This is a genomic window from Mesorhizobium sp. LNHC252B00 (assembly GCF_000502955.1).
Taxonomy (GTDB): domain Bacteria; phylum Pseudomonadota; class Alphaproteobacteria; order Rhizobiales; family Rhizobiaceae; genus Mesorhizobium.
The window spans coordinates 108,705-132,944 of the sequence record NZ_AYWO01000016.1 but is presented as its reverse complement, the minus strand read 5'-3'; the positions used below and the strand labels follow the sequence as shown (position 1 = coordinate 132,944).

At 63.3% G+C, this 24,240-nt stretch carries 25 protein-coding genes; 13 read left to right on the top strand and 12 right to left on the bottom strand.

Annotated features, from left to right (window positions below; all coding sequences use genetic code 11):
* Positions 1-37 precede the first annotated feature (37 nt).
* The 3 genes from X744_RS150385 to petA form a co-directional block, all read right to left on the bottom strand.
* A complete protein-coding gene (locus tag X744_RS150385) occupies positions 38-910 on the bottom strand; it encodes a cytochrome c1 (RefSeq protein WP_023760722.1) in 873 nt (290 codons plus the stop codon).
* An 89-nt stretch (positions 911-999) separates the two neighbouring features.
* A complete protein-coding gene (locus X744_RS150390; RefSeq protein ID WP_023760721.1) occupies positions 1,000-2,301 on the bottom strand; it encodes a cytochrome b N-terminal domain-containing protein in 1,302 nt (433 codons plus the stop codon).
* 16 nt (positions 2,302-2,317) lie between these two features.
* Positions 2,318-2,878, bottom strand: a complete 561-nt coding sequence (petA, locus tag X744_RS150395; protein ID WP_013529984.1) for a ubiquinol-cytochrome c reductase iron-sulfur subunit — start codon at positions 2,876-2,878, stop codon at positions 2,318-2,320.
* A gap of 314 nt (positions 2,879-3,192) precedes the next feature.
* Here petA and X744_RS150400 point away from each other — a divergent pair, with 314 nt between their 5' ends.
* Complete coding sequence (locus X744_RS150400; RefSeq protein WP_023760720.1) at positions 3,193-3,537, top strand: cupin domain-containing protein; 345 nt, start codon at positions 3,193-3,195, stop codon at positions 3,535-3,537.
* 3 nt (positions 3,538-3,540) lie between these two features.
* Here the strand turns inward: X744_RS150400 and X744_RS150405 are convergent, their stop codons facing one another.
* The 5 genes from X744_RS150405 to X744_RS0137560 all read right to left on the bottom strand — a co-directional run bounded on the left by X744_RS150405 (position 3,541) and on the right by X744_RS0137560 (position 8,620).
* Positions 3,541-3,852 (bottom strand): DUF6665 family protein, encoded by a 312-nt coding sequence (locus X744_RS150405; protein ID WP_023760719.1) that lies wholly within the window; start codon positions 3,850-3,852, stop codon positions 3,541-3,543.
* 1 nt (position 3,853) lies between these two features.
* On the bottom strand, positions 3,854-4,339 hold the full coding sequence (locus tag X744_RS150410) for a GNAT family N-acetyltransferase (RefSeq protein ID WP_023760718.1): 486 nt from the start codon (positions 4,337-4,339) through the stop codon (positions 3,854-3,856).
* Between the two features lie 4 nt (positions 4,340-4,343).
* Positions 4,344-6,227, bottom strand: a complete 1,884-nt coding sequence (locus X744_RS150415; protein WP_023760717.1) for an ABC transporter ATP-binding protein — start codon at positions 6,225-6,227, stop codon at positions 4,344-4,346.
* Complete coding sequence (locus tag X744_RS150420) at positions 6,224-8,125, bottom strand: ABC transporter ATP-binding protein (protein WP_031260669.1); 1,902 nt, start codon at positions 8,123-8,125, stop codon at positions 6,224-6,226. The genes X744_RS150415 and X744_RS150420 overlap by 4 nt, the downstream gene beginning before the upstream one ends.
* 93 nt (positions 8,126-8,218) lie before the next feature.
* Entirely contained in the window at positions 8,219-8,620 is a 402-nt protein-coding gene (locus X744_RS0137560; RefSeq protein WP_023760715.1) for a hypothetical protein, read from the bottom strand.
* A 473-nt stretch (positions 8,621-9,093) separates the two neighbouring features.
* On the opposite strand from X744_RS0137560, the gene X744_RS150425 reads away from it, so the two are divergent.
* The 3 genes from X744_RS150425 (at position 9,094) to X744_RS150435 (ending at position 10,373) form a co-directional block, all read left to right on the top strand.
* Positions 9,094-9,552 carry a tRNA (cytidine(34)-2'-O)-methyltransferase gene (locus X744_RS150425; protein ID WP_023760714.1) on the top strand — a complete coding sequence of 153 codons (459 nt, stop codon included), beginning with the start codon at positions 9,094-9,096 and terminating at the stop codon, positions 9,550-9,552.
* Between the two features lie 133 nt (positions 9,553-9,685).
* On the top strand, positions 9,686-10,129 hold the full coding sequence (gene soxR / locus X744_RS150430) for a redox-sensitive transcriptional activator SoxR (RefSeq protein WP_023760713.1): 444 nt from the start codon (positions 9,686-9,688) through the stop codon (positions 10,127-10,129).
* 43 nt (positions 10,130-10,172) lie between these two features.
* Complete coding sequence (locus X744_RS150435; RefSeq protein ID WP_023760712.1) at positions 10,173-10,373, top strand: hypothetical protein; 201 nt, start codon at positions 10,173-10,175, stop codon at positions 10,371-10,373.
* Between the two features lie 6 nt (positions 10,374-10,379).
* Here X744_RS150435 and X744_RS150440 read toward each other — a convergent pair whose 3' ends face one another.
* A complete protein-coding gene (locus X744_RS150440; protein WP_023760711.1) occupies positions 10,380-10,637 on the bottom strand; it encodes a hypothetical protein in 258 nt (85 codons plus the stop codon).
* Positions 10,638-10,754: 117 nt separating this feature from the next.
* Between X744_RS150440 and hemF the strand changes: the two genes are divergently transcribed.
* The 5 genes from hemF (at position 10,755) to X744_RS1000000172305 (ending at position 14,562) form a co-directional block, all read left to right on the top strand.
* Positions 10,755-11,669 carry an oxygen-dependent coproporphyrinogen oxidase gene (gene hemF, locus X744_RS150445; protein WP_023760710.1) on the top strand — a complete coding sequence of 305 codons (915 nt, stop codon included), beginning with the start codon at positions 10,755-10,757 and terminating at the stop codon, positions 11,667-11,669.
* A gap of 308 nt (positions 11,670-11,977) precedes the next feature.
* The gene (locus X744_RS150450; RefSeq protein ID WP_023760709.1) at positions 11,978-12,238 is read left to right on the top strand and encodes a DUF1344 domain-containing protein; all 261 of its coding nucleotides are present in this window, start codon (positions 11,978-11,980) and stop codon (positions 12,236-12,238) included.
* 233 nt (positions 12,239-12,471) lie between these two features.
* On the top strand, positions 12,472-12,657 hold the full coding sequence (locus X744_RS150455; protein WP_023760708.1) for a DUF1059 domain-containing protein: 186 nt from the start codon (positions 12,472-12,474) through the stop codon (positions 12,655-12,657).
* 258 nt (positions 12,658-12,915) lie between these two features.
* Positions 12,916-13,494, top strand: a complete 579-nt coding sequence (locus X744_RS150460) for a hypothetical protein (RefSeq protein WP_031260667.1) — start codon at positions 12,916-12,918, stop codon at positions 13,492-13,494.
* Between the two features lie 18 nt (positions 13,495-13,512).
* Positions 13,513-14,562, top strand: coding sequence for a S8 family serine peptidase (locus X744_RS1000000172305; RefSeq protein WP_245266763.1), 1,050 nt, complete (start codon positions 13,513-13,515; stop codon positions 14,560-14,562).
* Between the two features lie 55 nt (positions 14,563-14,617).
* Here the strand turns inward: X744_RS1000000172305 and X744_RS150465 are convergent, their stop codons facing one another.
* The 3 genes from X744_RS150465 to X744_RS150475 are packed head-to-tail and all read right to left on the bottom strand — an operon-like array spanning position 14,618 to position 17,138.
* The gene (locus tag X744_RS150465) at positions 14,618-15,880 is read right to left on the bottom strand and encodes a CCA tRNA nucleotidyltransferase (RefSeq protein ID WP_023760705.1); all 1,263 of its coding nucleotides are present in this window, start codon (positions 15,878-15,880) and stop codon (positions 14,618-14,620) included.
* Complete coding sequence (locus X744_RS150470) at positions 15,877-16,509, bottom strand: CoA pyrophosphatase (RefSeq protein ID WP_023760704.1); 633 nt, start codon at positions 16,507-16,509, stop codon at positions 15,877-15,879. Before X744_RS150470 ends, X744_RS150465 begins: the two co-directional genes overlap by 4 nt.
* Complete coding sequence (locus tag X744_RS150475) at positions 16,509-17,138, bottom strand: DUF1285 domain-containing protein (protein WP_023760703.1); 630 nt, start codon at positions 17,136-17,138, stop codon at positions 16,509-16,511. Before X744_RS150475 ends, X744_RS150470 begins: the two co-directional genes overlap by 1 nt.
* A gap of 141 nt (positions 17,139-17,279) precedes the next feature.
* On the opposite strand from X744_RS150475, the gene X744_RS150480 reads away from it, so the two are divergent.
* The 4 genes from X744_RS150480 to X744_RS150495 are packed head-to-tail and all read left to right on the top strand — an operon-like array spanning position 17,280 to position 24,153.
* Entirely contained in the window at positions 17,280-18,284 is a 1,005-nt protein-coding gene (locus X744_RS150480; protein ID WP_023760702.1) for a MoxR family ATPase, read from the top strand.
* Positions 18,284-19,198, top strand: coding sequence for a DUF58 domain-containing protein (locus X744_RS150485; RefSeq protein WP_023760701.1), 915 nt, complete (start codon positions 18,284-18,286; stop codon positions 19,196-19,198). The genes X744_RS150480 and X744_RS150485 overlap by 1 nt, the downstream gene beginning before the upstream one ends.
* On the top strand, positions 19,195-22,017 hold the full coding sequence (locus X744_RS150490) for a DUF4159 domain-containing protein (protein ID WP_023760700.1): 2,823 nt from the start codon (positions 19,195-19,197) through the stop codon (positions 22,015-22,017). Before X744_RS150485 ends, X744_RS150490 begins: the two co-directional genes overlap by 4 nt.
* 57 nt (positions 22,018-22,074) lie before the next feature.
* Positions 22,075-24,153 (top strand): membrane protein, encoded by a 2,079-nt coding sequence (locus tag X744_RS150495; protein WP_023760699.1) that lies wholly within the window; start codon positions 22,075-22,077, stop codon positions 24,151-24,153.
* The last annotated feature ends 87 nt before the right edge of the window (positions 24,154-24,240 follow it).

Here is a 24,240-nt window from a genome sequence, read left to right as displayed (position 1 = left end):
CCCTCGGCGCCCTTTTGTGATCAATTGGCTGTGTCGCTTAATGCGCCACGCCTTCCCACACCTTGCGCTTGGTGAGATAGACCAGCGCACCGAACAGCAACAGGAACACCAGAACGCGGAAGCCGGTCTTCTTACGGTCTTCCATGTGCGGCTCGGCCGCCCACATCAGGAAGGCCGCAACGTCGCGGGAATACTGGTCGACGGTCTGTGGCGAGCCGTCGTCATAAGTCACCTGACCATCGGACAACGGCTTTGGCATTTTCAGCGACACGCTGGACATGAAGTACGGATTGTAGTGGGTGCCTTCCGGGATCACCATGCCGGCCGGCGGCGTCTGGTCGTAGCCGGTCAGCAGCGAATGGATATAGTCGGGACCGCCCGCGTCGTACTGCGTGAAGATGTCGAAGACGAATTGCGGAAAGCCGCGCTCGACGCCGCGTGCCTTGGCCAGCAGCGACATGTCGGGCGGTGCAGCACCGCCATTGGAGGCAGCGGCGGCCTCGTCATTGGCGAAGGGCGCCGGGAAATGATCGGACGGCTTGCCGGGACGGTCGAACATGTCGCCGGCATCGTTGGGGCCGTCATGAATCGTGTACTCCGCCGACAGCGTCTTGATCTGGGCATCGGAATAGCCGAGGTCCGACAGCGTGCGGAAGGCCACCAGGTTCATCGAATGGCAGGCCGAGCAGACTTCCTTGTAGACCTTGAGGCCGCGCTGCAGCTGCGCCTTGTCATAGGTGCCGAACGGGCCGGTGAAGCTCCAGCTCATTTCCTTCGGCTCGTTGATCGGGAAATGCGTCGGATTGGCCGCGTTGTGTGCCTCTTCGGCGGCGACCGCCCAAGTGCTTGCTGCCCCGGTGCCGGCGGCCACAAGGCCGATCAGCGCCATCGAGGTGAGAATCTTTTTCATGCCAAATCCCCTTAGATTCTCTACCCGTCCGTCTTCCTGCTTGAGCATGGCCTTGTCCGGAAACCGGTTCCCACTTTTCGGGATCATGCTCAGCCCTTGGTCTCTGGTGCGGCCGTGGCGCCAGCCAGATGTCCGCCACCGCCCTTGTTCTTCTCGAGCACTGCTTCGGTGATCGAGTTCGGCAGCCTTCGCGGCGTCTCGATCAGACCGAGCACAGGCAGGGCGACCAGGAAGAAGGCGAAGTAGACCAGCGTCGCCATCTGCGCCATGAACACATAGCTGCCTTCCGCCGGCTGCGAGCCCAACCAGCCCAGCAGGACGGCATCGGCCACGAACACCCAGAAGAACAGCTTGTACCAGGGCCGATAGACGGCCGACCGCACCTTCGAGGTGTCGAGCCACGGCACCAGGAACAACATGACGATCGCGCCGAACAGGCACAGAACGCCGCCGAGCTTGGAGTTGATCGGCCCGACATTGAAGGTGATGGCGCGCAGGATGGCGTAGAACGGCAGGAAGTACCATTCCGGCACGATATGGGCCGGGGTCTTCAGCGGGTTGGCGACCGTGTAGTTGTCGGGATGGCCGAGATAGTTCGGCAGGTAGAAGACGAAATAGGCGAAGAAGAACAAGAACACGAGCATGCCGAACGCGTCCTTGATGGTCGCATAAGGGGTGAACGCAACGGTGTCGGTCTTCGACTTGACCTCGATGCCGGTCGGGTTCGACTGGCCGACGACATGCAGCGCCCAGACGTGCAGCACGACGACGCCGGCGATCATGAACGGCAGCAGGTAATGCAGCGCAAAGAAGCGATTCAGCGTCGGGTTATCGACGGCAAAGCCGCCGAGCAGCAGCTGCTGGATCCAGTCGCCGACCAGCGGAATGGCCGTGAAGAAGCCGGTGATGACCGTGGCGCCCCAGAAGCTCATCTGGCCCCAGGGCAGCACGTAGCCCATGAAGCCGGTCGCCATCATCAGGAGATAGATGATGCAGCCGAGGATCCACAGCAGCTCCCGCGGCGCCTTGTAGGAGCCGTAATAAAGGCCACGGAAGATGTGGATATAAACGGCGATGAAGAAGAACGACGCGCCGTTCGAATGCAAGTAGCGCAGCAGCCAGCCCGAATTCACGTCGCGCATGATCTTTTCGACTGAGCCGAAGGCAAGATTGCTATCGGCCGTGTAGTGCATGGCCAGCACGATGCCGGTCAGCATCTGTGCTACCAGCATGATCGCCAGGATGCCGCCGAAGGTCCACGCATAGTTGAGGTTGCGCGGCACCGGATAGGCGATGAAGCTGTCATAGACCAGCCGCGGCAGCGGCATGCGGGCGTCGAACCAGCGTCCGAGACCGGTTTTGGGCGTATAGGTCGAGTGTCCCTCGCTCATCGAAATATCCCCTGCCTCAACCGATAAGGATCTTGGTATCGGAAATGAACTTGAATACCGGCACCGCCATGTTCTCCGGGGCCGGGCCTTTGCGGATGCGTCCGGCGGTATCGTATTGCGATCCGTGGCACGGGCAGAACCAGCCGCCGAAATCGCCTTCCTGGCCGAGCGGAATGCAGCCCAGATGCGTGCAGACCTGAACCATCACCATCCAGGCTTCCTTGCCGGGCGTGGTGCGGTTGGCATCGGTCGCCGGTGCGTCGGCCGGCAGATTGGCGTTGCGCGCGATCGGGTCCTTGAGATCGGCCAGCTTGACCGCCTCGCCGTCCTTCATTTCCTGTTCGGTGCGGTTGCGCACCACGACGGGCTTGCCGCGCCACTTGACGATCAGCGACATGCCCGGCGTCAGCGAGGCGACGTCGACCTCGACCGATGCGAGCGCCAGCGTCGAGGCATCGGGGCGCATCTGGTCGATGAACGGCCACGCGAATGCACCCGCGCCGACCACTGCGGCCATGCCGGTGGCGACGTAGAGAAAATCACGACGGTTGGGATCCTGGGTGTCGGTTGCGCTCACGGGTGCCTGATCCTTTCGCCTCTTCCGTGCCGGTGGCTGAGCCTTTTTCCCCGCTCAATTACGCCAACCCGACAGCGCATGGCGAACAGGCTTGCGAATTCCTCCGGCATTTGGACCTCGGTTTATGCGTGAAGCCCGTTTTTGTCCAGACGGATCAAGGCACAAGGGCAGATTGTCGCGGGGACAAAATCCGCCGCCGGGCAATGCGACGCCGGATAGCCGTCAAACATCGCTAAGCAGCAGGGAAACAACCGCAAATCCGATGCCCTTGTGCGCCTCGACACAAGGCGCCAGCCGGGTCTATCCTTACCATCATGGCACACGTGATAGACCGCGACACCTGGGCCGTTCGCTCCGACCGCTGGAAGGGCGAACTGCAATGCGGCGCCTACGGCTCCAACTCCTGCCTGATCTTCAACTACCTGCCCGATGTCGGCGGCGGTCCTCGGCTGCACACGCATCCCTACGCAGAGATATTCATCATCCGTCAGGGCACCGGACTGTTCACGGTCGGCGACAAGGAGATCGAAGCCTCCTCCGGCCAGATCCTGATCGTGCCGCCCAACACGCCGCACAAATTCACCAATCTCGGCCCAGGCCCGCTGGAGACGACCGACATCCACGAGAACGGCAGCTTCATTACCGAATGGCTTGAGTAATTCTTATTTGGCGCCGAGCCTCGCAAGCACGGCCCTCGGGATGTTGTATTCGCGGATGACGGCGTCATGCCTACGCAATCCGCACAGTTCGCGCTGGATGAAATAGCCGTGCACCGCCTCGGCGGCATCCTTGAGCAGCCGGGGGCGCAGTTGTTCGTCAGCATTGTCGCGCAGCCTGGCCAGTGTTTCCTCGACCCGTTGGCCGGCACGGCCGAGTGCGGCCGCCTTTTCCGCCAGAATTTCATGGCCAAGGGCGTCGAAGGCGACCTCGGCAGCCGAGGCGCCGGCAAGATGAGATGGCGGACGCAAGGACATTTCAGCCTCCTTTCCTGAAAATCATGTGGTGGGTGACGAATTCTTCGCCTTCCACGCGCAGAAAGCCAAGCCGTTCATAGAAACCGAAGGCTTCGTGCGGCGCGCGTGTGTTCAGCACGGCGAAATGGCGACGCGCCCTGTCGACGACGGTCTCGACCAGCATGCGGCCGAGGCCGGTGCGACGGTGACGCGCACTGACGAACAGGTGCCGAACCCTGCCTTTGTCCCCGCGCTCGAAATAAGGATCGATATTGAGCCCACAAACACCGACGAGTTCCCGGCCATTCCAGGCGCCGTACAGCGCCTCGCCGCGCCTCAGGAACTTATTGCGGCCGCTTGCCCAGCCATCTCCCAGGCGCACCAGCATCCAGTAGCCTTCCAGCCGGCTTTCCTGCTTCAGCGTATCGAAGGCCGCGGTGGTTGGCCGGAGCCGCTTGAGCACATAGCTCACCCCGGGGCCGATCTCTGGGTCCGCAGATCCAACCATGGAGCTACTCCGCCGGGCGTGTCTCTTCGAGCATGCTGTCCTCGTTATAGAGAAAACCGCCGGACTGGCGTTTCCACAGCCGCGCATAGAGCCCATCGAACGCCACCAGCTGGTCATGCGTGCCTTGTTCGACGATGCGGCCACCGTCGAGCACCACCAACCGGTCGAGTGCGGCGATCGTCGACAGCCGGTGGGCGATGGCGATGACCGTCTTGTTCTCCATCAGCCGCGTGAGATTCTCCTGGATCGCCGCCTCGATGTCGGAATCGAGCGCCGAGGTTGCTTCATCGAGAATCAGGATCGGCGCGTCCTTGAGAAAGACGCGGGCGATCGCCACGCGTTGGCGCTGGCCGCCCGATAGTTTGACACCGCGCTCGCCGACGAAGGCCTCGTAGCCGACACGATCCCTATTGTCGCGCAGGCCCAGGATGAACTCGTGCGCCTCGGCCTTCTTTGCCGCCGCGATCACTTGCGTCTCGGTCGCGCCAGGCATGCCGAGCTTGATGTTGTCGCGCAGCGAACGGTGGAACAGGGTCGTGTCCTGGCTGACGACGCCGATATTGGCGCGCAGCGAATTCTGGGTGACCTCAGAAACGTTCTGACCGTCGATGGTGATCCACCCGCCTTCCAGGTCGTAGAGCCGCAGGATCAAATTGGCGAGCGTCGTCTTGCCGGCGCCCGACGGCCCGACCAGCCCGACCTTTTCGCCCGGCCGCACCGTAAGGTCGATGCCGTTAAGCACGCCGGATCCTTTGCCGTAATGGAACTCGACGTTCTTCACCTCGATGCGACCGCCGGCCACCACGAGTTCCTTCGCGTCGGGTGCATCGACCAGGCCGAGCGGCTGCGAGATCAATGCCTTGGAATTTTCCAGCACGCCGAGGTTTCGCAATATGCTGTTAAGCTGCATCATCAGCCGCCCGAGCAGCATGTTGAGCCGCAGCACCAGCGACAGCGTGAAAGCGACCGCGCCGACGGTGATCGAGCCTTCGACCCAGAGATAGACGGCAAAGCAGCCGATTGCCGTGATCATAGTGCCCGACAGCGTCGTCAGCGCCATTCGCACGCCGGTCAGCCGGCGGGTGAAGGGGCGCAGCGCGTCGAGATAGATGTCGAAGCCGTTTTTGATGTAGCGGTCGTCGCCGTCGGCCGAGAACAGTTTCAGCGTCTGCACGTTGGAATAGGAATCGACGATGCGGCCAGTGATCATCGAGCCGGCTTCGGCGGTTTCCTCCGCGTGCTTGCGGATCGCCGGCAGATAGAGCTTGGCCAGCCAGCCGAAGGCGGAAATCCAGATCACCACCAGCACCGCCAGCCTGAGATCGAGGCCGGCGACCAGCGCCAGCGTCGTCACCGTGTAGACGATCATGAACCAGACGACCTCGATGAAGCTTTCCATCAGGTCGCCGGTCGCCTGGCCTGCCTGCCAGACCTTGGTGGCAATGCGGCCGGCAAAATCGTTCTGGAAGAAGGCGTAGGACTGGCGCGACACATGCCTGTGCGCCTGCCAGCGCACCAGATTGTAGAAGCCGGGCGTGATCGTCTGTTCGTCGACCAGCGCCGACAGGCCGACGACGATGGTGCGGATGACCAGCACCACCGCGATCATGAACAGCAGTTCAGGGCCGGCGGCATTCCGCAAGGCATGCCAGCTGCGCTCGGCCGGAAGCTGGTCGAGAATATCGACCAGCCGCCCGACGAAGTAGAACAGGCCGGCCTCCACCAGCGGCGCGATGCCGCCGATGGCCAGCATGGCGAAGAAGGCGAACTTCGCCTGGCCGACATAGTGCCAGAGAAAGCCGCCGACGCTGGTCGGTGGCCGAAGATTCGCTGGCTCCCTGAACGGATAGACCCAGTTCTCGAACCAGCGATAGACGGCAGTCATCATTCGGCAGCTTGGCCCTTTGCAAGTGCGTCATTTGCGGCGTCAGCTGGGGCGGCGTCGGCCGGACCGTCCTCGAGCAGGAACCCGCCCGACTGGCGCTGCCAGAGCTGCGCGTAGAGCCCGCCCTTGGCGACGAGTTCGTCGTGCGAACCTTCCTCGATGACGCGGCCCTTGTCCATCACCACCAGCCTGTCCATCGCCGCGATGGTCGACAGCCGGTGCGCGATGGCGATGACGGTCTTGCCTTGCATAAGCTTGTAGAGATTCTCCTGGATTGCCGCCTCGGCTTCGGAATCAAGCGCCGAGGTGGCCTCGTCAAGGATAAGTATGGGCGCGTCTTTCAACATAACGCGAGCAATTGCGATGCGTTGCCGCTGGCCACCGGACAATTTGACACCGCGATCGCCGACATGGGCATCGAAGCCCTTGCGGTCGCTGGCGTCCGAAAGCCCTGATATGAAATCCAGCGCCTCGGCGCGCCGCGCTGCCTCGACAAGCATTTCTTCCGCGGCGTCGGGCCGGCCATAGAGGATGTTCTCGCGCACGGAACGATGCAGCAGCGAGGTGTCCTGCGTGACCATGCCGATCTGGGCGCGCAGCGAATCCTGCGTCACACCGGCGATCTCTTGGCCGTCGATCAGGATCTTTCCGCTCTCCAGGTCGTAGAAACGCAGCAGGAGATTGACCAGCGTCGACTTGCCGGCGCCCGAGCGGCCGACGATACCGACCTTTTCTCCCGGCTTCACCGCCAGCGACAGGTCCTCGATCACCCCTTTCCGCTTGCCATAATGGAAGCGGATATTCTCGAAGCGGATCTCGCCCTTGGAGACGGCGATGTCCTTGGCGCCCGGCCTGTCCTCGACCAGACGCGGCAACGAGATCGAGGCGATGCCGTCCTGCACCGTGCCGATATTCTCGAACAGGCCCGACATTTCCCACATGATCCATTGCGACATGCCCCACAGCCTGAGCACGAGTCCGATGACCACGGCGACAGCGCCGATCGTGACCGACTGCCCGAGCCACAGCCACAGCGCCATCGCCGTGACCGAAAACAAGAGCAGCGAATTCATGATGTAGAGCAGGCCGAAAAGCACCGTCACCAGCCGCATCGACCGATAGACGGTCTGGAGGAAGCCGGCCATGCCTTCCCGCGCAAACGAAGCCTCGCGGCGTGCATGGCTGAACAGCTTGACCGTCTGGATGTTGGAGTAGCTGTCGACGACACGCCCGGTCATGGTCGAGCGCGCATTGGCCTGCTCCTCGCCGACCTTGCCCAGCTTCGGAATGAAATAGCGCAGCAACAGGACGTAGCCGACCAGCCAGACGCCGAGCGGCGACGCCAGCCGCCAGTCGGCCGAACCGACGATGAACAGCATGCCAAGAAAATAGACGATGACGTAGTTCAGGACGTCGATCAACTTGATGACGCATTCGCGCACGGCGAGCGCGGTCTGCATCAGCTTGGTCGCTATGCGGCCGGCGAACTCGTCCTGGTAGAAGCTCATCGACTGCTTGAGCAGGTAGCGATGCACCTGCCAGCGGATGCGCATGGGATAGTTGCCCATCAATGTCTGCTGGTTGAGAAGCGAATGCAGCCATACCGTGCCCGGCAACGCGAACAGCACGATGAAGGCCATGCCGGCGAGCTTCCAGGCTTCCGTCTGCAGGAAGGTTTCGCGATTCTGCCCCGACAGCCAGTCGACGATGCGGCCGAGGAAGCCGAACATCCACACTTCCGCGATCGCGATGGCCGTCACCAGCACCGCGTCGAGAAGGATGTAGGGCCAGGCACCGCGCGTATAATGCACGCAGAAGGCCACCAGCGTCCTGGGCGGCTCGACCGGTTCCGCCGCGGGGAACGGATCGAGCCGTCTTTCAAACCAGCTAAACAACAACATAGGTCATGCTCATGAAATCTGCTTTCCGCTTATGCGGCGCGCGAACGTACAAGGTCCGCAGAACGAATGGCGCCGAGGGCCGACGGTCCGGAATCATCCGGACCNGGCGCGCGAACGTACAAGGTCCGCGGAACGAATGGCGCCGAGGGCCGACGGTCCGGAATCATCCGGACCGTCGGCCTTGCTTCGCGCAATATAGGGACTCGCGGGCTTTTCACCGACAGGTGCGCCTGACGATCCTGATGGCGCACTGTTCACGATCCGGACTTTCGCGCCAGGCCTGATCAGCCGGATGATCCGGCGCACCAGCGACGACCGGCTGTGGTCGGGAACCGCGCGCGAGAAATCGACATCCGGCAGCATGCCGCGATGCGGCCGGCGGCGGACTTCGGCGTGAACCGCCGACGAATAGGTCTCGCCGATGAGCAGCGCCCAGGTCGGCAGTCGGTGGATATGCAGGCTTCTTGAGCCCGGTATTCTGTAGGGATCGAACATCGGTCCGTCCTCCGTGTGAAAATCGAGATAAAAAGGCGAAGCAACATCGTCCGCCGGCATTCGGCCGGAGGCACGCATTGGATCGGTCTGGACACGATAAGCATCGGTCCNGGTCTGGACACGACGGACAGCATCGGTCCGGACAGGTTCAGGTGGGGCGTTCAGCCCTTTTGACTTTTTGAAAAACATCGCAGGATTCCTTCGAGAGCCGAAAAATCGTTTCGGCGGGAATCGGTGCGATCAAGTCTTAGAGAGTCAGGAGAATTGTCGTACCGAAGCCGCCAGCAGGCAGGTAAGCCCACGAGAGGGGCGCTGAGTGTGCATGGTCATCATGAATTACCCCTCCATCGGTTCGGGTTGACAATGGAGCTGACATACCCGACTTCGCAGAAAATGGCCACCCGCAGGTCCAGCATTTTCCAAAACCGCGAGCCCTCTGTGGCCGATCTGCCACTTATTAGAAGGACGCGGAAATGAACTGTCGTCTCCGCATCGCGCTCTACCAGCCGGATATCGCCGGCAACACCGGGACAACCCTGCGTTTCGCCGCTTGCCTCGGGCTCGGCGTCGACATCATCGAACCGGCCGGCTTTCCGCTCTCCGACAAAACGCTCAAGCGAGCCGGCATGGATTACCTCGAAATGGCTGCTCTGACCCGGCATGTCGACTGGTACGCCTTCGAGGACTGGCGCAAAGCCCGCGCGTGCCGGCTGGTGCTGCTGTCTACCAAAGCCACGACCCCTTACACCAGCTTCGCGTTCGGCGATGGCGACATTCTTCTGTTCGGCCGCGAATCCGCAGGCGTTCCGGATCTTGTCCATCAAGCGGCGGATGCGCAATTGACCATTCCCATGCAGGGCGCTGCGCGCAGCATCAACGTCGCGCTTTCCGTCGCCATGGTGGCGGGTGAAGCCATCCGGCAACTCGGATAACGGCACTCCGTCTCCCGTCATCTTGACCCAGGCGCACATCGCCTTCTCCTTCGTTTGCAGATCCCGGGTTTCTTCGCTACAAGCTCAACTTAACTTGAGGTCAAGCCAAAAAAATCGGAACGGAGAAAGAGGGATGGCACCGATAACGGAACTGACGGTCGGCCAACTGGCCATGCGCAGCGGGGTGGCTGTGTCGGCGCTGCATTTCTACGAGGCCCGCGGGCTGATCCGCAGCCACCGCACGTCAGGCAACCAGCGCCGCTACGGCCGCGACGTGCTGCGGCGCGTGGCGATCATCAAGGTGGCGCAAGAGGTCGGTATCTCACTGGCCGAGATCGGCATCGCCCTTGCGTCGCTGCCCGAGGGTCGCACACCGACGCGCGATGACTGGAACCTGCTGTCGACCGCCTGGCGCGACGGGCTCGACCGCAAGATCGCCCAGCTGAAGAAACTACGCGACGGTCTGACCGACTGCATCGGCTGCGGCTGCATGTCGATCGACAAATGCCCGCTGCGAAACAAAGGCGACCGGCTGGCAAGGGAGGGGACGGGCGCGAGAAGGCTAGTAGCGACCTGAATGGAAGCAATGCGACTATGAGGCGATATGGAAGGAAACATCTGTGCTGGGACATCTTATCCAACCAGAAGAAGAGACACAGCTCATTACGATCTATCGGGTCGACTCCGGCGGCATGCCAACGCTCTACACGTCCGTGAGCTTCGATGAGGCGCGGAAAATGGGCTTTGAAAAATTCGGCAAGCTACTTGGCGAGAACCTGATCCTGGATTCTCCAAGATTGCGCGACCTATTTTTCTCGTGACATTCCTCAGTCCGCCGCCGGCAACCGCCTGATGGTGAACTCGATCACATCGCCCGGCCGCTCGAACCAGCTTTCGATCTCGGTCCAGTAGGCCTGCTTGGGAAAGCGATCGAACCATTCCTTGGCTTTGAGCCGCGCATCGGAGCGCGGCAGGACGAAGGTCTCGCGCAGGAAACCGTCGCGCGGCATGCGTGCGCGTTCGGCCCGGCTTTGGTCCAGCCGCTTCTTCAGGCCATCCAGCGGTGGTCTTGCCGGGGTGCGCACGAAACGACTCCTTGCACCTTAATGACACTTGACCCTTGCCCTTAAGAGATTAGGGATCGCGCCGGCAAAAGACGAGTCATTTGTAGGGCTCATCGCCCCCGCAACCGGAGACGGCACTTGGAACGACCTGAAATACCGGCTGGCCTGCCCGCCGACATCGAGCAGAAGAAGATGAAGGCGCGCCTGTGGTTCGAGGCATTGCGCGAACGCATCTGCGCCGGGCTTGAACAGATCGAACAAGATCTTGGCGGTCCGCTGGCCTCGTGGTCGCCAGGCCGTTTCGAAAAGACGCCCTGGGAACGCGACGAGGGCCGCGGCGGTGGCGGCACCATGTCGATGATGTACGGCCGCGTCTTCGAGAAGGTCGGCGTTCATACCTCGACGGTTTACGGCGAGTTCTCGCCCGAATTCAGGAAGCAGATGCCCGGCGCCGAGGAAGATCCGCGCTTTTGGGCATCCGGCATTTCGCTGATCGCCCATCCCTGGAATCCCAATGTTCCCGCCGTGCACATGAACACGCGCATGGTGGTCACATCCAGCCAATGGTTCGGCGGCGGCGCCGATCTGACGCCGGTTCTCGAGCGCCGCCGCACACAGGACGATCCCGATACCGTCGCCTTCCATCGCGCCATGCAGTTCGCTTGCGAGAAGAATGCCGGCGTCGCCGACTACCCGAAATTCAAGGCCTGGTGCGACGAGTACTTCTATCTTCCGCACCGCAACGAACCGCGCGGCACCGGCGGCATCTTCTTCGACTGGCTGCATTCGGGCGAGGACAGAGGCGGCTGGAATGCCGACTTCAACTTCGTCCAGGATGTCGGCCGCTCTTTTCTCGTCGTCTACGGCCACCTCGTGCGCGCCAACTTCAACGAGAACTGGACCGACGGTGATCGCGACGAGCAGCTCATCCGCCGCGGCCGCTACGTCGAATTCAACCTGCTTCACGATCGCGGCACCATCTTCGGCCTGAAGACCGGCGGCAATGTCGAAGCGATCCTCTCCAGCCTTCCACCTGAGGTCCGCTGGCCGTAACAAAATGGTGAGCGCGGCGTGAGCCGCATTGATGTCCCATTCGCTCGAAATGCGGCGTCGAATGTGGCATGAGGTGCGGCGAAAATTTATTTTTCGTCTAATAGGCTCTTGAAAAGGCTGGTCTATTTGTTGCGCCGGGTCGGGAAGCGCCGGCGGTTCGCCTGAGCGCAATTCCAGGAAAGCGTTAAACGATTTTCCGTTCGGAATTGCCTCAAAACAAGCGAGCCGCGACCCGACGCGACCGGACGGCCCAGACGATGCGGGACACATTCGTCAAAAGGATACCCGCCCTTCAGGAGTACTTCACAATGCGCAAGATCATTGTTTCGGCTGCCGCCGCTGCCCTTCTCGCTTCCGGTTCGGTGGCGTTCGCCGCCATCAAGCACACCACCGGCACGATCAAGACCTTTGACGCAACGGCCATGAGCCTTGTCCTCGATGACGGATCGTCCTTTACGCTTCCCAAGACCTTCAAGGATCCTGGCCTGCAGGTCGGTGAAAAGGTCCGCGTCTCATGGGAGATGAGCGGCAAGAAAAAAGTCGCCGAGGCCGTCAAGATCGCGAAGTGATGGCCTGCCAAAGCAGGGCAAGATGATGATGTCTGGTCCTGCTTCGGGCTAGCGCGAAAGGGCGGAGCAGAGCTGTTTCGCCCTTTTTGCCGTTGACGGCAACCGATACCACCCCATCTGTGTTATGCTTTCCACCCGCTCGCGGCTCCACGGATTCAACCCTGAAATCGGACCATGAGCCAGGAAAGTGCCGGAGCCTCGATCGGGCTCCACGGAGGAAAAGGAGAAATCGCATGAAGGAATTTCACTGCGGGTCGCTCGTGCCCGGCTGTGACTGGCACACGCGTGCCGACGAGGAGGCCGAGGTCATGCGTCGTGTCGTCGAGCACATGCGCGAAACGCATGGCGAGACGGTTATCCGTGAAACGATGATCGAGGCGATCCGCTCGCGCATCGAAAAGACCCGCGACGCGGCCTAGTCTTTGCCGCTCGGATTCATCCACAACACCAAACGAGCCGCGTTGGCGCCTCAAGATTGGTTGAAAAGCGCCATCGCGGACGTCCTGCCGGCCAGATCGCGCAGGTCAAAGAATTATATTTTCCTCGGCTAAAATAAACCCTGCGGTAACCGAACCCATGCCACTGTCGGGCAGATAATCCGGCTACAGTGGGGCTGCAAGAGAAGCCCGTCGCCACCAGGCACTGGTCCGGGATCGGTGGGGCGAGGTGTTTCGCGCATGCGCGAAAAGTCCGGCAATCGAGTGAGTCTTCGCACGACGGCGCTCCTGCTGTACGGGCTCCTTTCAGCGTATCCGGCGATAGCCCAGGAAGTGACCACATCGCTGGTCGACCTCCACCAAGGCTCGCCGCTCAGCGATCGCGCGCACGACCTTGGCGGCGGCGGTTATGAACTGCAGGACGGAAGCCGGATATCGTTCAACCAATGGTACCACGCAAGCTGGGTCGACATGCACGTCGAACTTTTGACCCAGATCACGGAAGACACCGGCATCCTCTGGGGATTTGGCACCGGAGAAGAAGGTGAGAAATATCGCATCGAGCCCAGCCTGAAGCTGGGCTTCCTCACGCAGATGCATCCGGGTCCGAACAGTACTCTTTCCTTGTCGCTCACCACCACCCTCGGCGGCAAGCTCACCGAAAAGCCATGCGAAGCGAACTACGGCGATTTGGGTACCTACAGCGTCAATTGCCGGCTCGCGGCCAGCGAGATGGCGCCAGAGGAAACTTTGAAATATCTGGTTAACGCTAAACCGGAGAGCCAGCACCTCTGGCTGAATTACCGTGTTACTTTCTGATCGCCGGGGAGGATGCAAATGAGAAAATCATCCCATCCCGAAATTCGCGTTCGCCCGTCCTGGTTCCTGTTTGAACGGAGTAAGAGCATGTCCGGTAGTTGCTTGAAATTCGTTTTCGTTGCGGCTCTCACCACCCTGTCGGCGCCGATGGCTTCGGCACAGGAGGCGGTCAATGCGGATGAGATGGCCGCGCTGTGTCACGGCGGCGGCCGGTCCACATGCGCGAGTGCAACGATACCGGCTGCGACCACACAAGCGGTGCAGGGGTGGATGAGCCCCGACGTCGGCGCGGCATGGGCCGCGGGGTACAAGGGCAAGGGCGTCACGATTACCATTGTCGACGATTTCTCTAGTACATCGCGCTTCTCGGGCAATTTCGGTGTCGGGGTTCAAACCCAGCGCCACGGTGAATGGACGCGCGAGGAAGCTGGCATGATCGCGCCCTTGGCGACCATCAGGTCGAAGGACTTTTCAACCAGCTCGGCCGTCAGCCTGGCGCCTGGCCTGAACGTGCTCAATCTGAGCTATGGCATGTACGCCAAAGCGGGCTACAGCCCGAACCAGATCGGATGGAGCCCCGAGGAAGCCTCCATCATCTCCTATGCCACCAAAGGGTCGGCTGTTGTTTCGAAGGCGGCGGGCAACGATTCGGTTGCCGTGGGCGGAGAAACAGGCGGTCAGCAGGACTATCTCGATATCGCCCTGGTTGGCAAAGCCTCTGCGATCTTCGTCGGCGCCCTGTCGACGAACGGCGCAACAACCAACAAGGCCCAGCTTGCCTGGTACTCCAACTATGCCGGCTCCGACCCGCTCGTGCAAAGCCACTTTCTTGTGGTTGGCGTCGATGGGAGCAAGACAGGCCTATATGGCACCTCCTTCGCAGCGCCGATCATTTCAGGATATGCGGCGATACTAGGCAGCAAATTCACCAAGGCCACGCCGACCCAGATCACCAACGATCTGCTCAATACGGCTCGCACCGACACCCTGGTCAACTATAGTGCTTCCACGTACGGCAAGGGCGAAGCGAGCCTTTCACGCGCCCTGGCTCCCGTGGCAATCAGGTAGTTTCGCTCGTTCGACGACATTTGACCGTCACGGAGCACGGGCTTCGAGCCAAGGCCTAGGTTTCCAGTGCCTTCGCGGCGCGATCAAGCAGTGCGCCGCGATCGGGCGCAAATCCCGTTTCGATCCATTCCGCCTCGAGGTTCTTGAGGATCTCGCCCAGCTTCGGTCCTGGCGTTGCACCGAGCGCCGTCAGATCGGCGCCTTTCAGCGGGAACACCGGTTTTTTCCATTTGAGCGCGAAGGCCAGCAAGCGCGAGAAGCCGCCCGCTTCAAGCAGCGCGTCATTGTCGTCGACAGCACGAACGCGGGCCGCAGCCAGCGACAGGCGCAAGCGGTCGACAAATCCCTGCCGATCGCCGCGATAGAGCCTTTTCGCCAGTTCGCCCTCGGTCGTCTTCGGCTCGACAGCGGTGGCAAGCGCCCAGTGGCGCAGGCGATCCGCTTCGGCAGTCGAAAATCTGAGCCGCTCGGCGAGCGTCTTCATGCGTGCGGCATCCGGCGGCACGATCGCTTCCAGCCGCAGCAGCGGGTCGGGCGCCCAGCCCAGATCTTTCTCGGCCTTGGCCAGCCCATGGATCGCATCGATGCCCCATTTCTCGCTTTCCGGCAGCGCGGCGGTCAAGACGCCAGCCTGCCGCATCCAGAGCAGCGCCCGTGAGGGATCAGGCGCCGACAAAAGCTTCTTCAATTCGGACCAGATGCGCTCGGCCGAAAGCTGGGCCAGACCTTCCTTCAGCCGGGCACAGGCTTTCAGCCCATTGGCATCCGGCCGGCCGTCGCCATACCAGGCGAAGAAGCGGAAGAAGCGCAGGATGCGCAGATAGTCCTCACGGATGCGCGCTTCCGCATCGCCAATGAAGCGCAGCCGGCGAGCCTCGATGTCGGCAATGCCGCCGACAAGGTCGACAACCCGGCCATCGGCCTCCGCATAGAGCGCATTGATGGTGAAATCGCGCCTCTCGGCGTCAAGCTTCCAATCGCGCCCGAACGACACTTTGGCCCGCCGCCCGTCAGTCTCGATGTCGGCTCGCAACGTGGTGACCTCATAGGGCTTGCCGCCGGCGACCACCGTGATCGTGCCGTGCTCGAAGCCGGTCGGCACCGCCTTGAAACCTCCCGCCTCGGCGCGGCGGATGGTTTCCCGCGGCAAGCAGGTGGTGGCGATGTCGATGTCGGCGACCAGTTGGCCCATCAGCGTGTTGCGCACGGCGCCGCCCGCAACGCGCGCCTCTTCACCGCCCTCGCTCAGTGCGGCCAACAGGCGTTGCAGATGCTTGTCGCCGAGCCAATCGGCCCTGCCCGCGATCGTGACGCTCACGCATAGAGCCTTTCATAGAGGGTACGGATGATGCCGGCGGTGACGCCCCAGATGCGCCGGTCGCCATAGGGCATGTCGTAGAAGAACCATTCGAGATCGTTCCACATGCGGCTGTCGCGCTTGTGGTTGGCCGGGTCCATCAGGAAGCGCAGCGGAACTTCGAAGGCGGCATCGACTTCGTCGGCGTTCAAGCTCAGCTGGAAACCCGGCCGCACGATGCCCAGCACCGGCGCGATGCGGTAGCCGCTGCCGGCGACATAGTCGGGCATGCGGCCGATGATCTCGATGTGATCGCGGCCAAGGCCGATCTCCTCGAAGGTCTCGCGCAGCGCCGCCGCCTCCGGGCTTGGATCGGTCTGATCGATGGTGCCGCCGGGAAAGGCCACCTGCCCCGAATGATTGCGCAGCTTTTCGGCCCGTTTTGTCAGTAGAACCGTCGCATCGCCTTCGTGGTCGACCACCGGGATCAGCACGGCGGCATTGCGCAGCGCCTTGCCCTGGTTGAGGCGTGGATGACCGGGGTTGAAGCGATGATCGCCATAGTCATCGCTGGCATGCGCATCCGGCTGCGCGGCAAAGCGCGCGCGAAAATCCGCTGATGAAAAAGGCGCCGGAGACACCTGGTCCATCACGCGCTCAGCCGCTTCAACTGGTCCGCCGGCATGATCGGGAACACAGCCTTTTTCGAGCGCACCGCGAACATGGTCTTGCCGCCGATCTCGACCTCCTCGCCATGGCCGACCAGCTCATACATCACCGGCCGCGCAACCAACGCCTCCAGCCGGCCCCGCACCAGCACATAGGGCTTCAGCCCGCCAGTACCGTTCTCGTCGACGAAACGCAGCGGCCGCTCCGGCCCGGCCTCGACGACGTCGCCGACATTGGTGCGGAAGGTGATGACCTGCCCGTCACCGTCGCCCGAAACGTCCATTTCGACGGCAATGAACGGCGCATCGGCGACCCGAATGCCGACTCGCTCCACCGGTGTCACCAGATAGGTCCTGCCGTCGGCATCCTTGCGCAGCACCGAGGAGAAAAGCTGAACCAGCGGTATGCGCCCGATCGGCGTGCCCAGATAGAACCAGGTGCCATCGGCCTTGATCTCCATGTCGAGATCGCCGCAGAAGTCGGGATTCCAGCGTTCGACCGGCGCCGCACCCTTGCCGGCGCGGGTGGCGCGCGAGATCAACGCCTCGAGACCGCGCGCCTCGGTGGCACTCGTAAGGCCCTGTTCGAGATCTTCGGAGTGTTCCGTCATGGTCACGAAATAGTCACTGTTGTTCCGCTTGTCAGCCTAAGTCTGTGATTTAAATTCTAATGCAGACGCTAGGCGAGGCCGAATCGCGGCAGTCATGGTATGCTGCAGGCAGGCATTTCCAATCACAAGGATCGATGCGGCATGAGCGTAATGGTCAAGGAAAGCCCGATCAGCGAAACGGACATGATCGCCGAGGCCGAGAAAGCGCTGGCCGACATCTCCAGGATCCGCGACGGGGTCGGCCGGGTCATCTTCGGCCAGGAGAGCGTCGTCGAGCGCACGCTGGTGGCGCTGCTCGCCGGCGGCCATGCGCTGCTGGTCGGCGTGCCGGGCCTCGCCAAGACCAAGCTGGTCGAAACACTTGGCATCGTGCTCGGCCTCAATTCGCGCCGCATCCAGTTCACCCCCGACCTGATGCCGTCCGATATCCTTGGCTCCGAGGTGATGGAGCAGGACGAGGCCGGCAAGCGCTCCTTCCGCTTCATTTCCGGCCCGATCTTCGCCCAGCTGCTGATGGCCGACGAGATCAACCGCGCTTCGCCGCGCACCCAGTCTGCGCTGCTGCAGGCGATGCAGGAGTACCACGTCACCATTGCCGGCGCCCGCTACGACCTGCCGGCGCCCTTCCACGTGCTGGCGACGCAGAACCCGCTGGAGCAGGAAGGCACCTATCCGCTGCCCGAGGCCCAGCTCGACCGCTTCCTGATGCAGGTCGACATCCTCTATCCCGAAATCGAGGCCGAGCGCCGCATTCTGCTGGAAACGACCGGCGTCGAGGACGCGAAAGCCCAGAACGTTCTGCAGCCGGCGCGGCTGAAGGAAATCCAGACACTCATCCGCCGCATGCCGGTACCCGAAAGCGTCGTCGAGGCGATCCTTACGCTGGTGCGCTCAGCGCGTCCGGGCCAGGGCAATGCCGAGACCGACAAGCACGTCGCCTGGGGCCCCGGCCCACGCGCCAGCCAGGCGCTGATGCTGTGCACCAGGGCGCGCGCACTTTACGATGGACGGCTGGCGCCGTCGACCGACGATGTCCGCGCGCTCGCCGAGCCGGTGCTGCAGCATCGCATGGCGCTGACCTTCGCCGCTCGCGCCGAAGGCACCAGCGTGCGCGACGTTGTGGCGAAACTGGCCAAAGGTATCTGATGGCGCATATCGGCGAGGTCCAGGCTCCGGCAGCGACGCGCGACGCGCTCGCCCGTGGCCGGTTGCGGGCCTCTCTTGTGCCCGACCTGCTGGTCGAGGCGCGGCGCATCGTCAACACCGTGATCGCCGGCTGGCACGGCCGCCGCAAGCGCGGCATCGGCGAGAATTTCTGGCAGTTCCGGCCTTATGTCGAAGGCGATTCCTCGCGGATCGACTGGCGCCGCTCTGCGCGAGACGACCACACCTATGTGCGCGACCGCGAATGGGAAGCCGCCCACACGGTCTGGCTATGGGCGGATCCTTCGCCGTCGATGCTCTACAAATCGACCGCCGCCAGCGTCTCCAAGCAATCGCGTGCGCTGGTGCTGGCGCTGGCCATGGCCGAGCTGTTGTCGCGCAGCGGTGAGCGTATTGCCTGGCCCGGTCTCACCGATCCGTTCACCGCCCGCAACGGCGCCGAGCGCATCGCCGCCCAGCTCATGCATGCCGGCGATTTGCCGGCAAAACCCGATCTTTCCGACATCCGCCGCTTCTGCGACATCGTCATTGTCAGCGATTTCCTCGATCCCGTCGAGGAGACGATGGCCTGGCTCGACGTTCTGGCTCGCCACGGCGTGCGCGCCCACCTGATCGAGGTTGCCGACCCGGCCGAGGAAACCTTCCCCTATGCCGGCCGCACCGAATTCACGGACCCCGAGACCGGCGACAAGCTGACCGCCGGGCGCGCCGAAATGCTGGGCGATGAGTATCGCCTGCTCTACACCGCCCGCCGCCACGAATTGGCTGTCTGGTGCAAGCGCCTCGGCTGGAGCTTCACCGTCAACCACACCGATCGGCTGGCTTCCGACGCGCTGGTGCGCCTGCACATGGCGATGACCGCCGATGGCGCCGCTGCCGGAAGGGTCAGCGCATGAGCTGGCTGCCGCTCTCCTTTGGCGCCCCCATGGTGCTGTGGGGTCTGCTGGCACTGCCGGTGATCTGGTGGCTGTTGCGGCTGACACCGCCCAAACCGCAAACCGAGATCTTCCCGCCGCTGAGGATCCTGGCGCGCGTCCTGAAGCGCGAGGAGACGCCGCAACAGAGCCCGTGGTGGCTGACGCTGCTGAGACTGCTGATGGCGGCGCTCATCGTCGCCGCATTGGCCGACCCGGTCTTCAACCCGCGCGAGAAACTGCCGGCCGAGGGTGCTGCCCTGGCCCTGGTTATCGACAATGACTGGGCAAGTGCCGCCGACTGGGGCAAGCGCGTCGCCACCGCCGAGCGGCTGATCAACGATGCTGGCTCGAACGGCGTGCCCGTCATCATCGCCTTCACCGCCGAAAAAGCCAATGCCGAGATCGGCCCGTTCGATGCCGCCGCCGCGCTCGACCGGCTGCGCGCCGCCAAGCCGCGGCCGATTCCGACCGACCGGCCGGCCGTCTATGCTCGCGTCGCCGGCGTGCTGGAAAGCTTGCCCGGCGCCAGTGTTGCCGTGCTTGCCGACGGACTTGCGGCAAAAGGCGACGAAGCCGCCTTCAACACGCTGTTGTCCAGGAATGCCGCCCGTGTTGTTTGGGCAACCGCCGACAGGCTGTCGCTGACCGGCCTGACCGCCGCCGACAATCAGGTTGACGGCTTTGCGCTTACCGCCATTCGCGCGCCGGGCGATCCTGCCCCGGCGCAGGTCACCGCCGGTGCCTTCGACGACAAGGGCCGGCGCATCGCCGATGCGACGCTGACCTTTTCACCTGGCGAAACCACTGCCACTGGCATTATGGCGGTGCCGTTTGAACTGCGCAACGACTTCGCCTCGGTCGCGCTCGACGGCGAGCGCCAGGCCGGCGCGGTGCGCGTCCTCGACGAAAGCTCCAAGCGGCGGCGCGTCGGGCTGTTGTCGCAGGCCGAGGCCGACCAGGCGCAGCCGCTTTTGTCGCCGCTCTATTACATCAGGCGCGCGCTGCAGCCCTTCGCCGATCTGGTCGAGCCCTCAAGTGCCGATCTCGCCGATGCCATCCCGCAGATCCTCGACCAGAAGCCGGCGATGATCGTCATGGCCGACATCGGCACCATTCCCGCGCAAGTCCGGCAGAGGTTGGTCGACTGGGTCGACAATGGCGGCACGCTGGTGCGTTTCGCCGGATCGCGGCTGGCCGCCGCCGGCAATGACGACGACCTGCTGCCGGTCCGTCTGCGCACCGGCGAACGTTCGCTCGGCGGCGCGCTGTCGTGGACGTCGCCGCAGCCGGTCACCGAATTCCCCAAGGCCGGCCCGTTCGCCGATCTTGCGCCGCCGACGGAGGTCACCGTCAGCAGGCAGGTGCTGGCAGAACCAACCCCCGACATCGTCGAGCGCACCTGGGCGGCTCTTGCCGACGGCACGCCGTTGGTCACCGGACTGAAGAAGGGGAAGGGCACGCTGGCGCTGTTCCATGTCACGCCCGAGGCGACCTGGTCGAACCTGCCGATCTCGGGCAGCTTCGTCGAGATGCTGCGCCGCATCGTGCAACTGTCGCGCAACCAGGGCGCGGCGATCGCCAATGCCGAAGCCGCCGCCACCTCGCTGGCGCCCTATCGAATGATTGCAGCCGACGGCTCGCTGGTGCCGCCGACGCCTGACGCACGGCCGCTGGTGCCGGGCGCAGGCGCGTTGCCAGTGACGTTCGAGAACCCGCCCGGGCTCTATGGTTCCGAGACGGGTGTGTTTGCCCACAATCTGCTTCAAGCCGACAGCACGTTTGCGCCGCTGGCGCGGCCGCAGATCACGGTTCCCGTCACATCGATCCAGTATGCCTTCGACGAATCGCGCAATTTGAAGGGCGCGCTGGTCGCGGCTGCCCTGGTGCTGATGCTGCTCGACACGCTGGCGGTGTTCTGGATAGGCGGCCTGTTTACCCGCCGACCGCGCCGCTCAGGCGCCGTGGCAACCACTTCTGCGATCCTGATTGCGCTTGGTGTGCTGTTCGGCCATGCCGACCTCGCTCGCGCCGATGACGCCAAGGCGGGCGACGAGGTTGCAATAGAGGCGATTTCAAAGACCCGCATCGCCTATGTGCTGACCGGGGTGCCGGGCGACGATTCGATCAGCCGCGCCGGGCTCGAAGGCCTGACCCGCTTCCTGATCGAGAAGACGGCTCTCGAACCGGGCGCGCCGACCGGCGTCGACATCTCCAAGGACGAGCTGTCGTTCTATCCGCTGATCTACTGGCCGATCGATCCAGCTGCACCGATGCCGAACCAGGCCGCGATCGCCCGCATCGACGCCTATATGCAACAGGGCGGCACGGTGCTGTTCGATACGCGCGACCAGTTCGCCAACGGCATCGGCGCCGATTCGACCAGCCCGGCGACGGAGCGGCTGCGCGACATCCTCGGCAATCTGAACGTGCCGCCGCTGGAGCCGGTGCCATCCGACCACGTGCTGACCAAATCCTTCTTCATCCTGCCCGAATTTCCCGGCCGCTTCAGTGGCAGCCCGCTCTGGGTCGAGGCTTCGCTCGACGCCAGCAATGTCGAGAACCGGCCGGTGCGCACGGGCGACGGCGTCTCCCCGATCATGATCACCGCCAATGACTTCGCGGGCGCCTGGGCGGTCGACGAGAATGGCGACCCGCTGCTGCCGACCGTACCGGCGGATCCGATGCAGCGCATCTACGCGCTACGCGCCGGCGTCAACATCATGATGTACATGCTGACCGGCAACTACAAATCCGATCAGGTCCACGTGCCGATACTGCTCGAACGGCTGGGGCAGTAAGATGATGTCTTTTGTTGCACCTCCGCGGATCGACCCTCCCAAATGGGAGGGTAAGGAATGAACTGGTCGATCTCCTTCGAACCGCTGATCTCCTGGCTTTGGCTGTTCTTGGCGCTGGTGCCGCTGGCGCTGCTTGCGCTGGTCGGCCTGTGGTTTCGTCAGCGCGGCTCGGTCTTTCGTTTCATCGCTCTGATGGCGCTCGCCGCCGCCCTGTTCAACCCGGTGTTCCTCAACGAGGAGCGCGAGCCCCTGAAAAGCATTGTCGCCCTCGTTGTCGACCGCAGCCAGAGCCAGGATATCGGCGACCGCACGAAACAGACCGACGAGGCGCTGGCCGGGCTGCAGGAGCGTCTTGGCCGCTTCAAGCAGTTCGACGTGCGCGTCGTCGAGGCCGGCAAGTCCGAGGCCGCCGAGGAGCGCACCGAGACACGGCTGTTCAGCGCGCTCGATGGCGCCTTCCGCGATGTGCCGCCGTTACGCATCGGCGGTGCCATCATGATCACCGATGGCGAGGTGCATGATGCGCCTCCGGGCGCCCCCGATTTCAACGCCCCGCTGCATGCGCTGATCACTGGCAACGACCACGAAAAGGATCGCCGCATCCGCTTCGAGAATGCGCCGCGCTTCGGCCTCGTCGGCAAGCCGCTCGACATGACCTACCGCGTCATCTCGACCGAAAACGAGACCGGTCCGGTTGACGTGCGGGTCTCTGTCAATGGCGAGCAGGTCACGGTCGAGCATGCCACCGTCGGCCAGGCGATGCCGCTGCAGGTGACCATTCCCGCTGCCGGCCGCAACATCGTCGAACTCGCCATCGACCGCGAACCGGGCGAACTGACCGACACCAACAACCGCGCCATCGCGCTCATCGATGGCATCCGCGAGAACCTGCGTGTGCTGCTGGTCTCCGGCGAGCCGCATGCCGGCGAGCGCACCTGGCGCAATCTGTTGAAATCCGACGCCTCTGTCGACCTCGTGCATTTCACCATTCTGCGGCCACCGGAAAAGCAGGACGGCACGCCGATCAATGAATTGTCGCTGATCGCCTTCCCGACACGCGAGCTGTTCGTCGAGAAGATCAAGGATTTCGACCTTATCATATTCGACCGCTACCAGCACCGCGACGTGCTGCCGATCCTCTATTACGACTACATCTCCGAATATGTCGAAAAGGGCGGCGCGCTGCTGATCGCGGCCGGCCCCGAATATGCCGGTGAAAGCTCCATCGCGCGCACGCCGCTGATGTCGGCCCTGCCGGCGATGCCGACGGGCGAGGTTGTCGACAAGGCCTTCTATCCCCGCCTCACCGATCTTGGCCAGCGCCATCCGGTGACGCGCGGCCTGGATGGCTCGGCCGCCGAGCCGCCGCACTGGAGCCGCTGGTTCCGCACCATCGGCGTGCAGAACCCGGAAGGCGAGGTGGTGATGAAAGGCGCAGACAACCGGCCCCTGCTGTTGCTCGACCGCAAGGGCGAAGGCCGCGTCGGCATGCTTCTGTCCGACCAGGGCTGGCTGTGGGCGCGCGGCTTCGAAGGCGGCGGCCCGCATGTCCAGCTCTATCGGCGCATCGCGCACTGGCTGATGAAGGAGCCAGAACTCGAGGAGGAGCGGCTGACCGCCGACGGTCGCGGCATGGTGCTGGAAATCCGTCGCCAGACGATGGCCGACGATCCCGGCCCCGCCCAGATCATCACCCCTTCCGGCAAGACCTTGACCGTCAAGCTCGAGAAATCCGAGCCCGGCGTTTTCCTTGGCAGTGTCGAGACAAACGAGATCGGCCTTTATCAGGTTGCCAATGGCGACCTGACCGCGCTCGCCCATGTCGGACCGGTCAACGCACCGGAATTCGCAGATGTCATCTCCACCGAAAACCGGCTGAAGGCGCCGGCGGAAGCCACCGGCGGCAGCGTGCGCCGGCTGGCGTCGTCCTCGACCCTTGGCAGCGACGTGACGCTGCCCTCCATCGTGCCGGTGCGCTCGGCCGGCGCCGCGTCCGGCAGCGACTGGATCGGCCTGCGCACCACGGACGACAGCGTGCTCAAGGCCGTCTCGCGCGTGCCGCTTTTCGGTGGCTTCCTCGGCCTCGGCCTGTTGCTTCTGGCGATGGGTTCGATGTGGTATCGCGAGGGACGGTAGCGCCAAGACGGTTGAGGGGTGCCGGCCGGAATAAGGCGTTGGTGCTTTCTGGAACACCCTCATCCGACCGAGCTTCGCTCGGCCACC

Excerpts from the sequence above, each read along its gene's own strand:
- X744_RS150495 (WP_023760699.1), top strand. The coding sequence starts at position 22,075 with ATGAACTGGTCGATCTCCTTCGAACCGCTGATCTCCTGGCTTTGGCTG.
- soxR (WP_023760713.1), top strand. The coding sequence starts at position 9,686 with ATGGCACCGATAACGGAACTGACGGTCGGCCAACTGGCCATGCGCAGC.
- X744_RS150460 (WP_031260667.1), top strand. The coding sequence starts at position 12,916 with ATGCGCGAAAAGTCCGGCAATCGAGTGAGTCTTCGCACGACGGCGCTC.
- X744_RS150390 (WP_023760721.1), bottom strand. The coding sequence starts at position 2,301 with ATGAGCGAGGGACACTCGACCTATACGCCCAAAACCGGTCTCGGACGC.
- X744_RS150410 (WP_023760718.1), bottom strand. The coding sequence starts at position 4,339 with ATGGTTGGATCTGCGGACCCAGAGATCGGCCCCGGGGTGAGCTATGTG.
- X744_RS150450 (WP_023760709.1), top strand. The coding sequence starts at position 11,978 with ATGCGCAAGATCATTGTTTCGGCTGCCGCCGCTGCCCTTCTCGCTTCC.
- X744_RS1000000172305 (WP_245266763.1), top strand. The coding sequence starts at position 13,513 with ATGAGAAAATCATCCCATCCCGAAATTCGCGTTCGCCCGTCCTGGTTC.
- X744_RS150420 (WP_031260669.1), bottom strand. The coding sequence starts at position 8,125 with ATGTTGTTGTTTAGCTGGTTTGAAAGACGGCTCGATCCGTTCCCCGCG.
- X744_RS150485 (WP_023760701.1), top strand. The coding sequence starts at position 18,284 with ATGGCGCATATCGGCGAGGTCCAGGCTCCGGCAGCGACGCGCGACGCG.
- X744_RS150425 (WP_023760714.1), top strand. The coding sequence starts at position 9,094 with ATGAACTGTCGTCTCCGCATCGCGCTCTACCAGCCGGATATCGCCGGC.
- X744_RS150490 (WP_023760700.1), top strand. The coding sequence starts at position 19,195 with ATGAGCTGGCTGCCGCTCTCCTTTGGCGCCCCCATGGTGCTGTGGGGT.
- X744_RS150415 (WP_023760717.1), bottom strand. The coding sequence starts at position 6,227 with ATGATGACTGCCGTCTATCGCTGGTTCGAGAACTGGGTCTATCCGTTC.
- X744_RS150480 (WP_023760702.1), top strand. The coding sequence starts at position 17,280 with ATGAGCGTAATGGTCAAGGAAAGCCCGATCAGCGAAACGGACATGATC.
- X744_RS150475 (WP_023760703.1), bottom strand. The coding sequence starts at position 17,138 with ATGACGGAACACTCCGAAGATCTCGAACAGGGCCTTACGAGTGCCACC.
- X744_RS150455 (WP_023760708.1), top strand. The coding sequence starts at position 12,472 with ATGAAGGAATTTCACTGCGGGTCGCTCGTGCCCGGCTGTGACTGGCAC.
- X744_RS150405 (WP_023760719.1), bottom strand. The coding sequence starts at position 3,852 with ATGTCCTTGCGTCCGCCATCTCATCTTGCCGGCGCCTCGGCTGCCGAG.
- X744_RS150385 (WP_023760722.1), bottom strand. The coding sequence starts at position 910 with ATGAAAAAGATTCTCACCTCGATGGCGCTGATCGGCCTTGTGGCCGCC.
- X744_RS150470 (WP_023760704.1), bottom strand. The coding sequence starts at position 16,509 with ATGGACCAGGTGTCTCCGGCGCCTTTTTCATCAGCGGATTTTCGCGCG.
- X744_RS150400 (WP_023760720.1), top strand. The coding sequence starts at position 3,193 with ATGGCACACGTGATAGACCGCGACACCTGGGCCGTTCGCTCCGACCGC.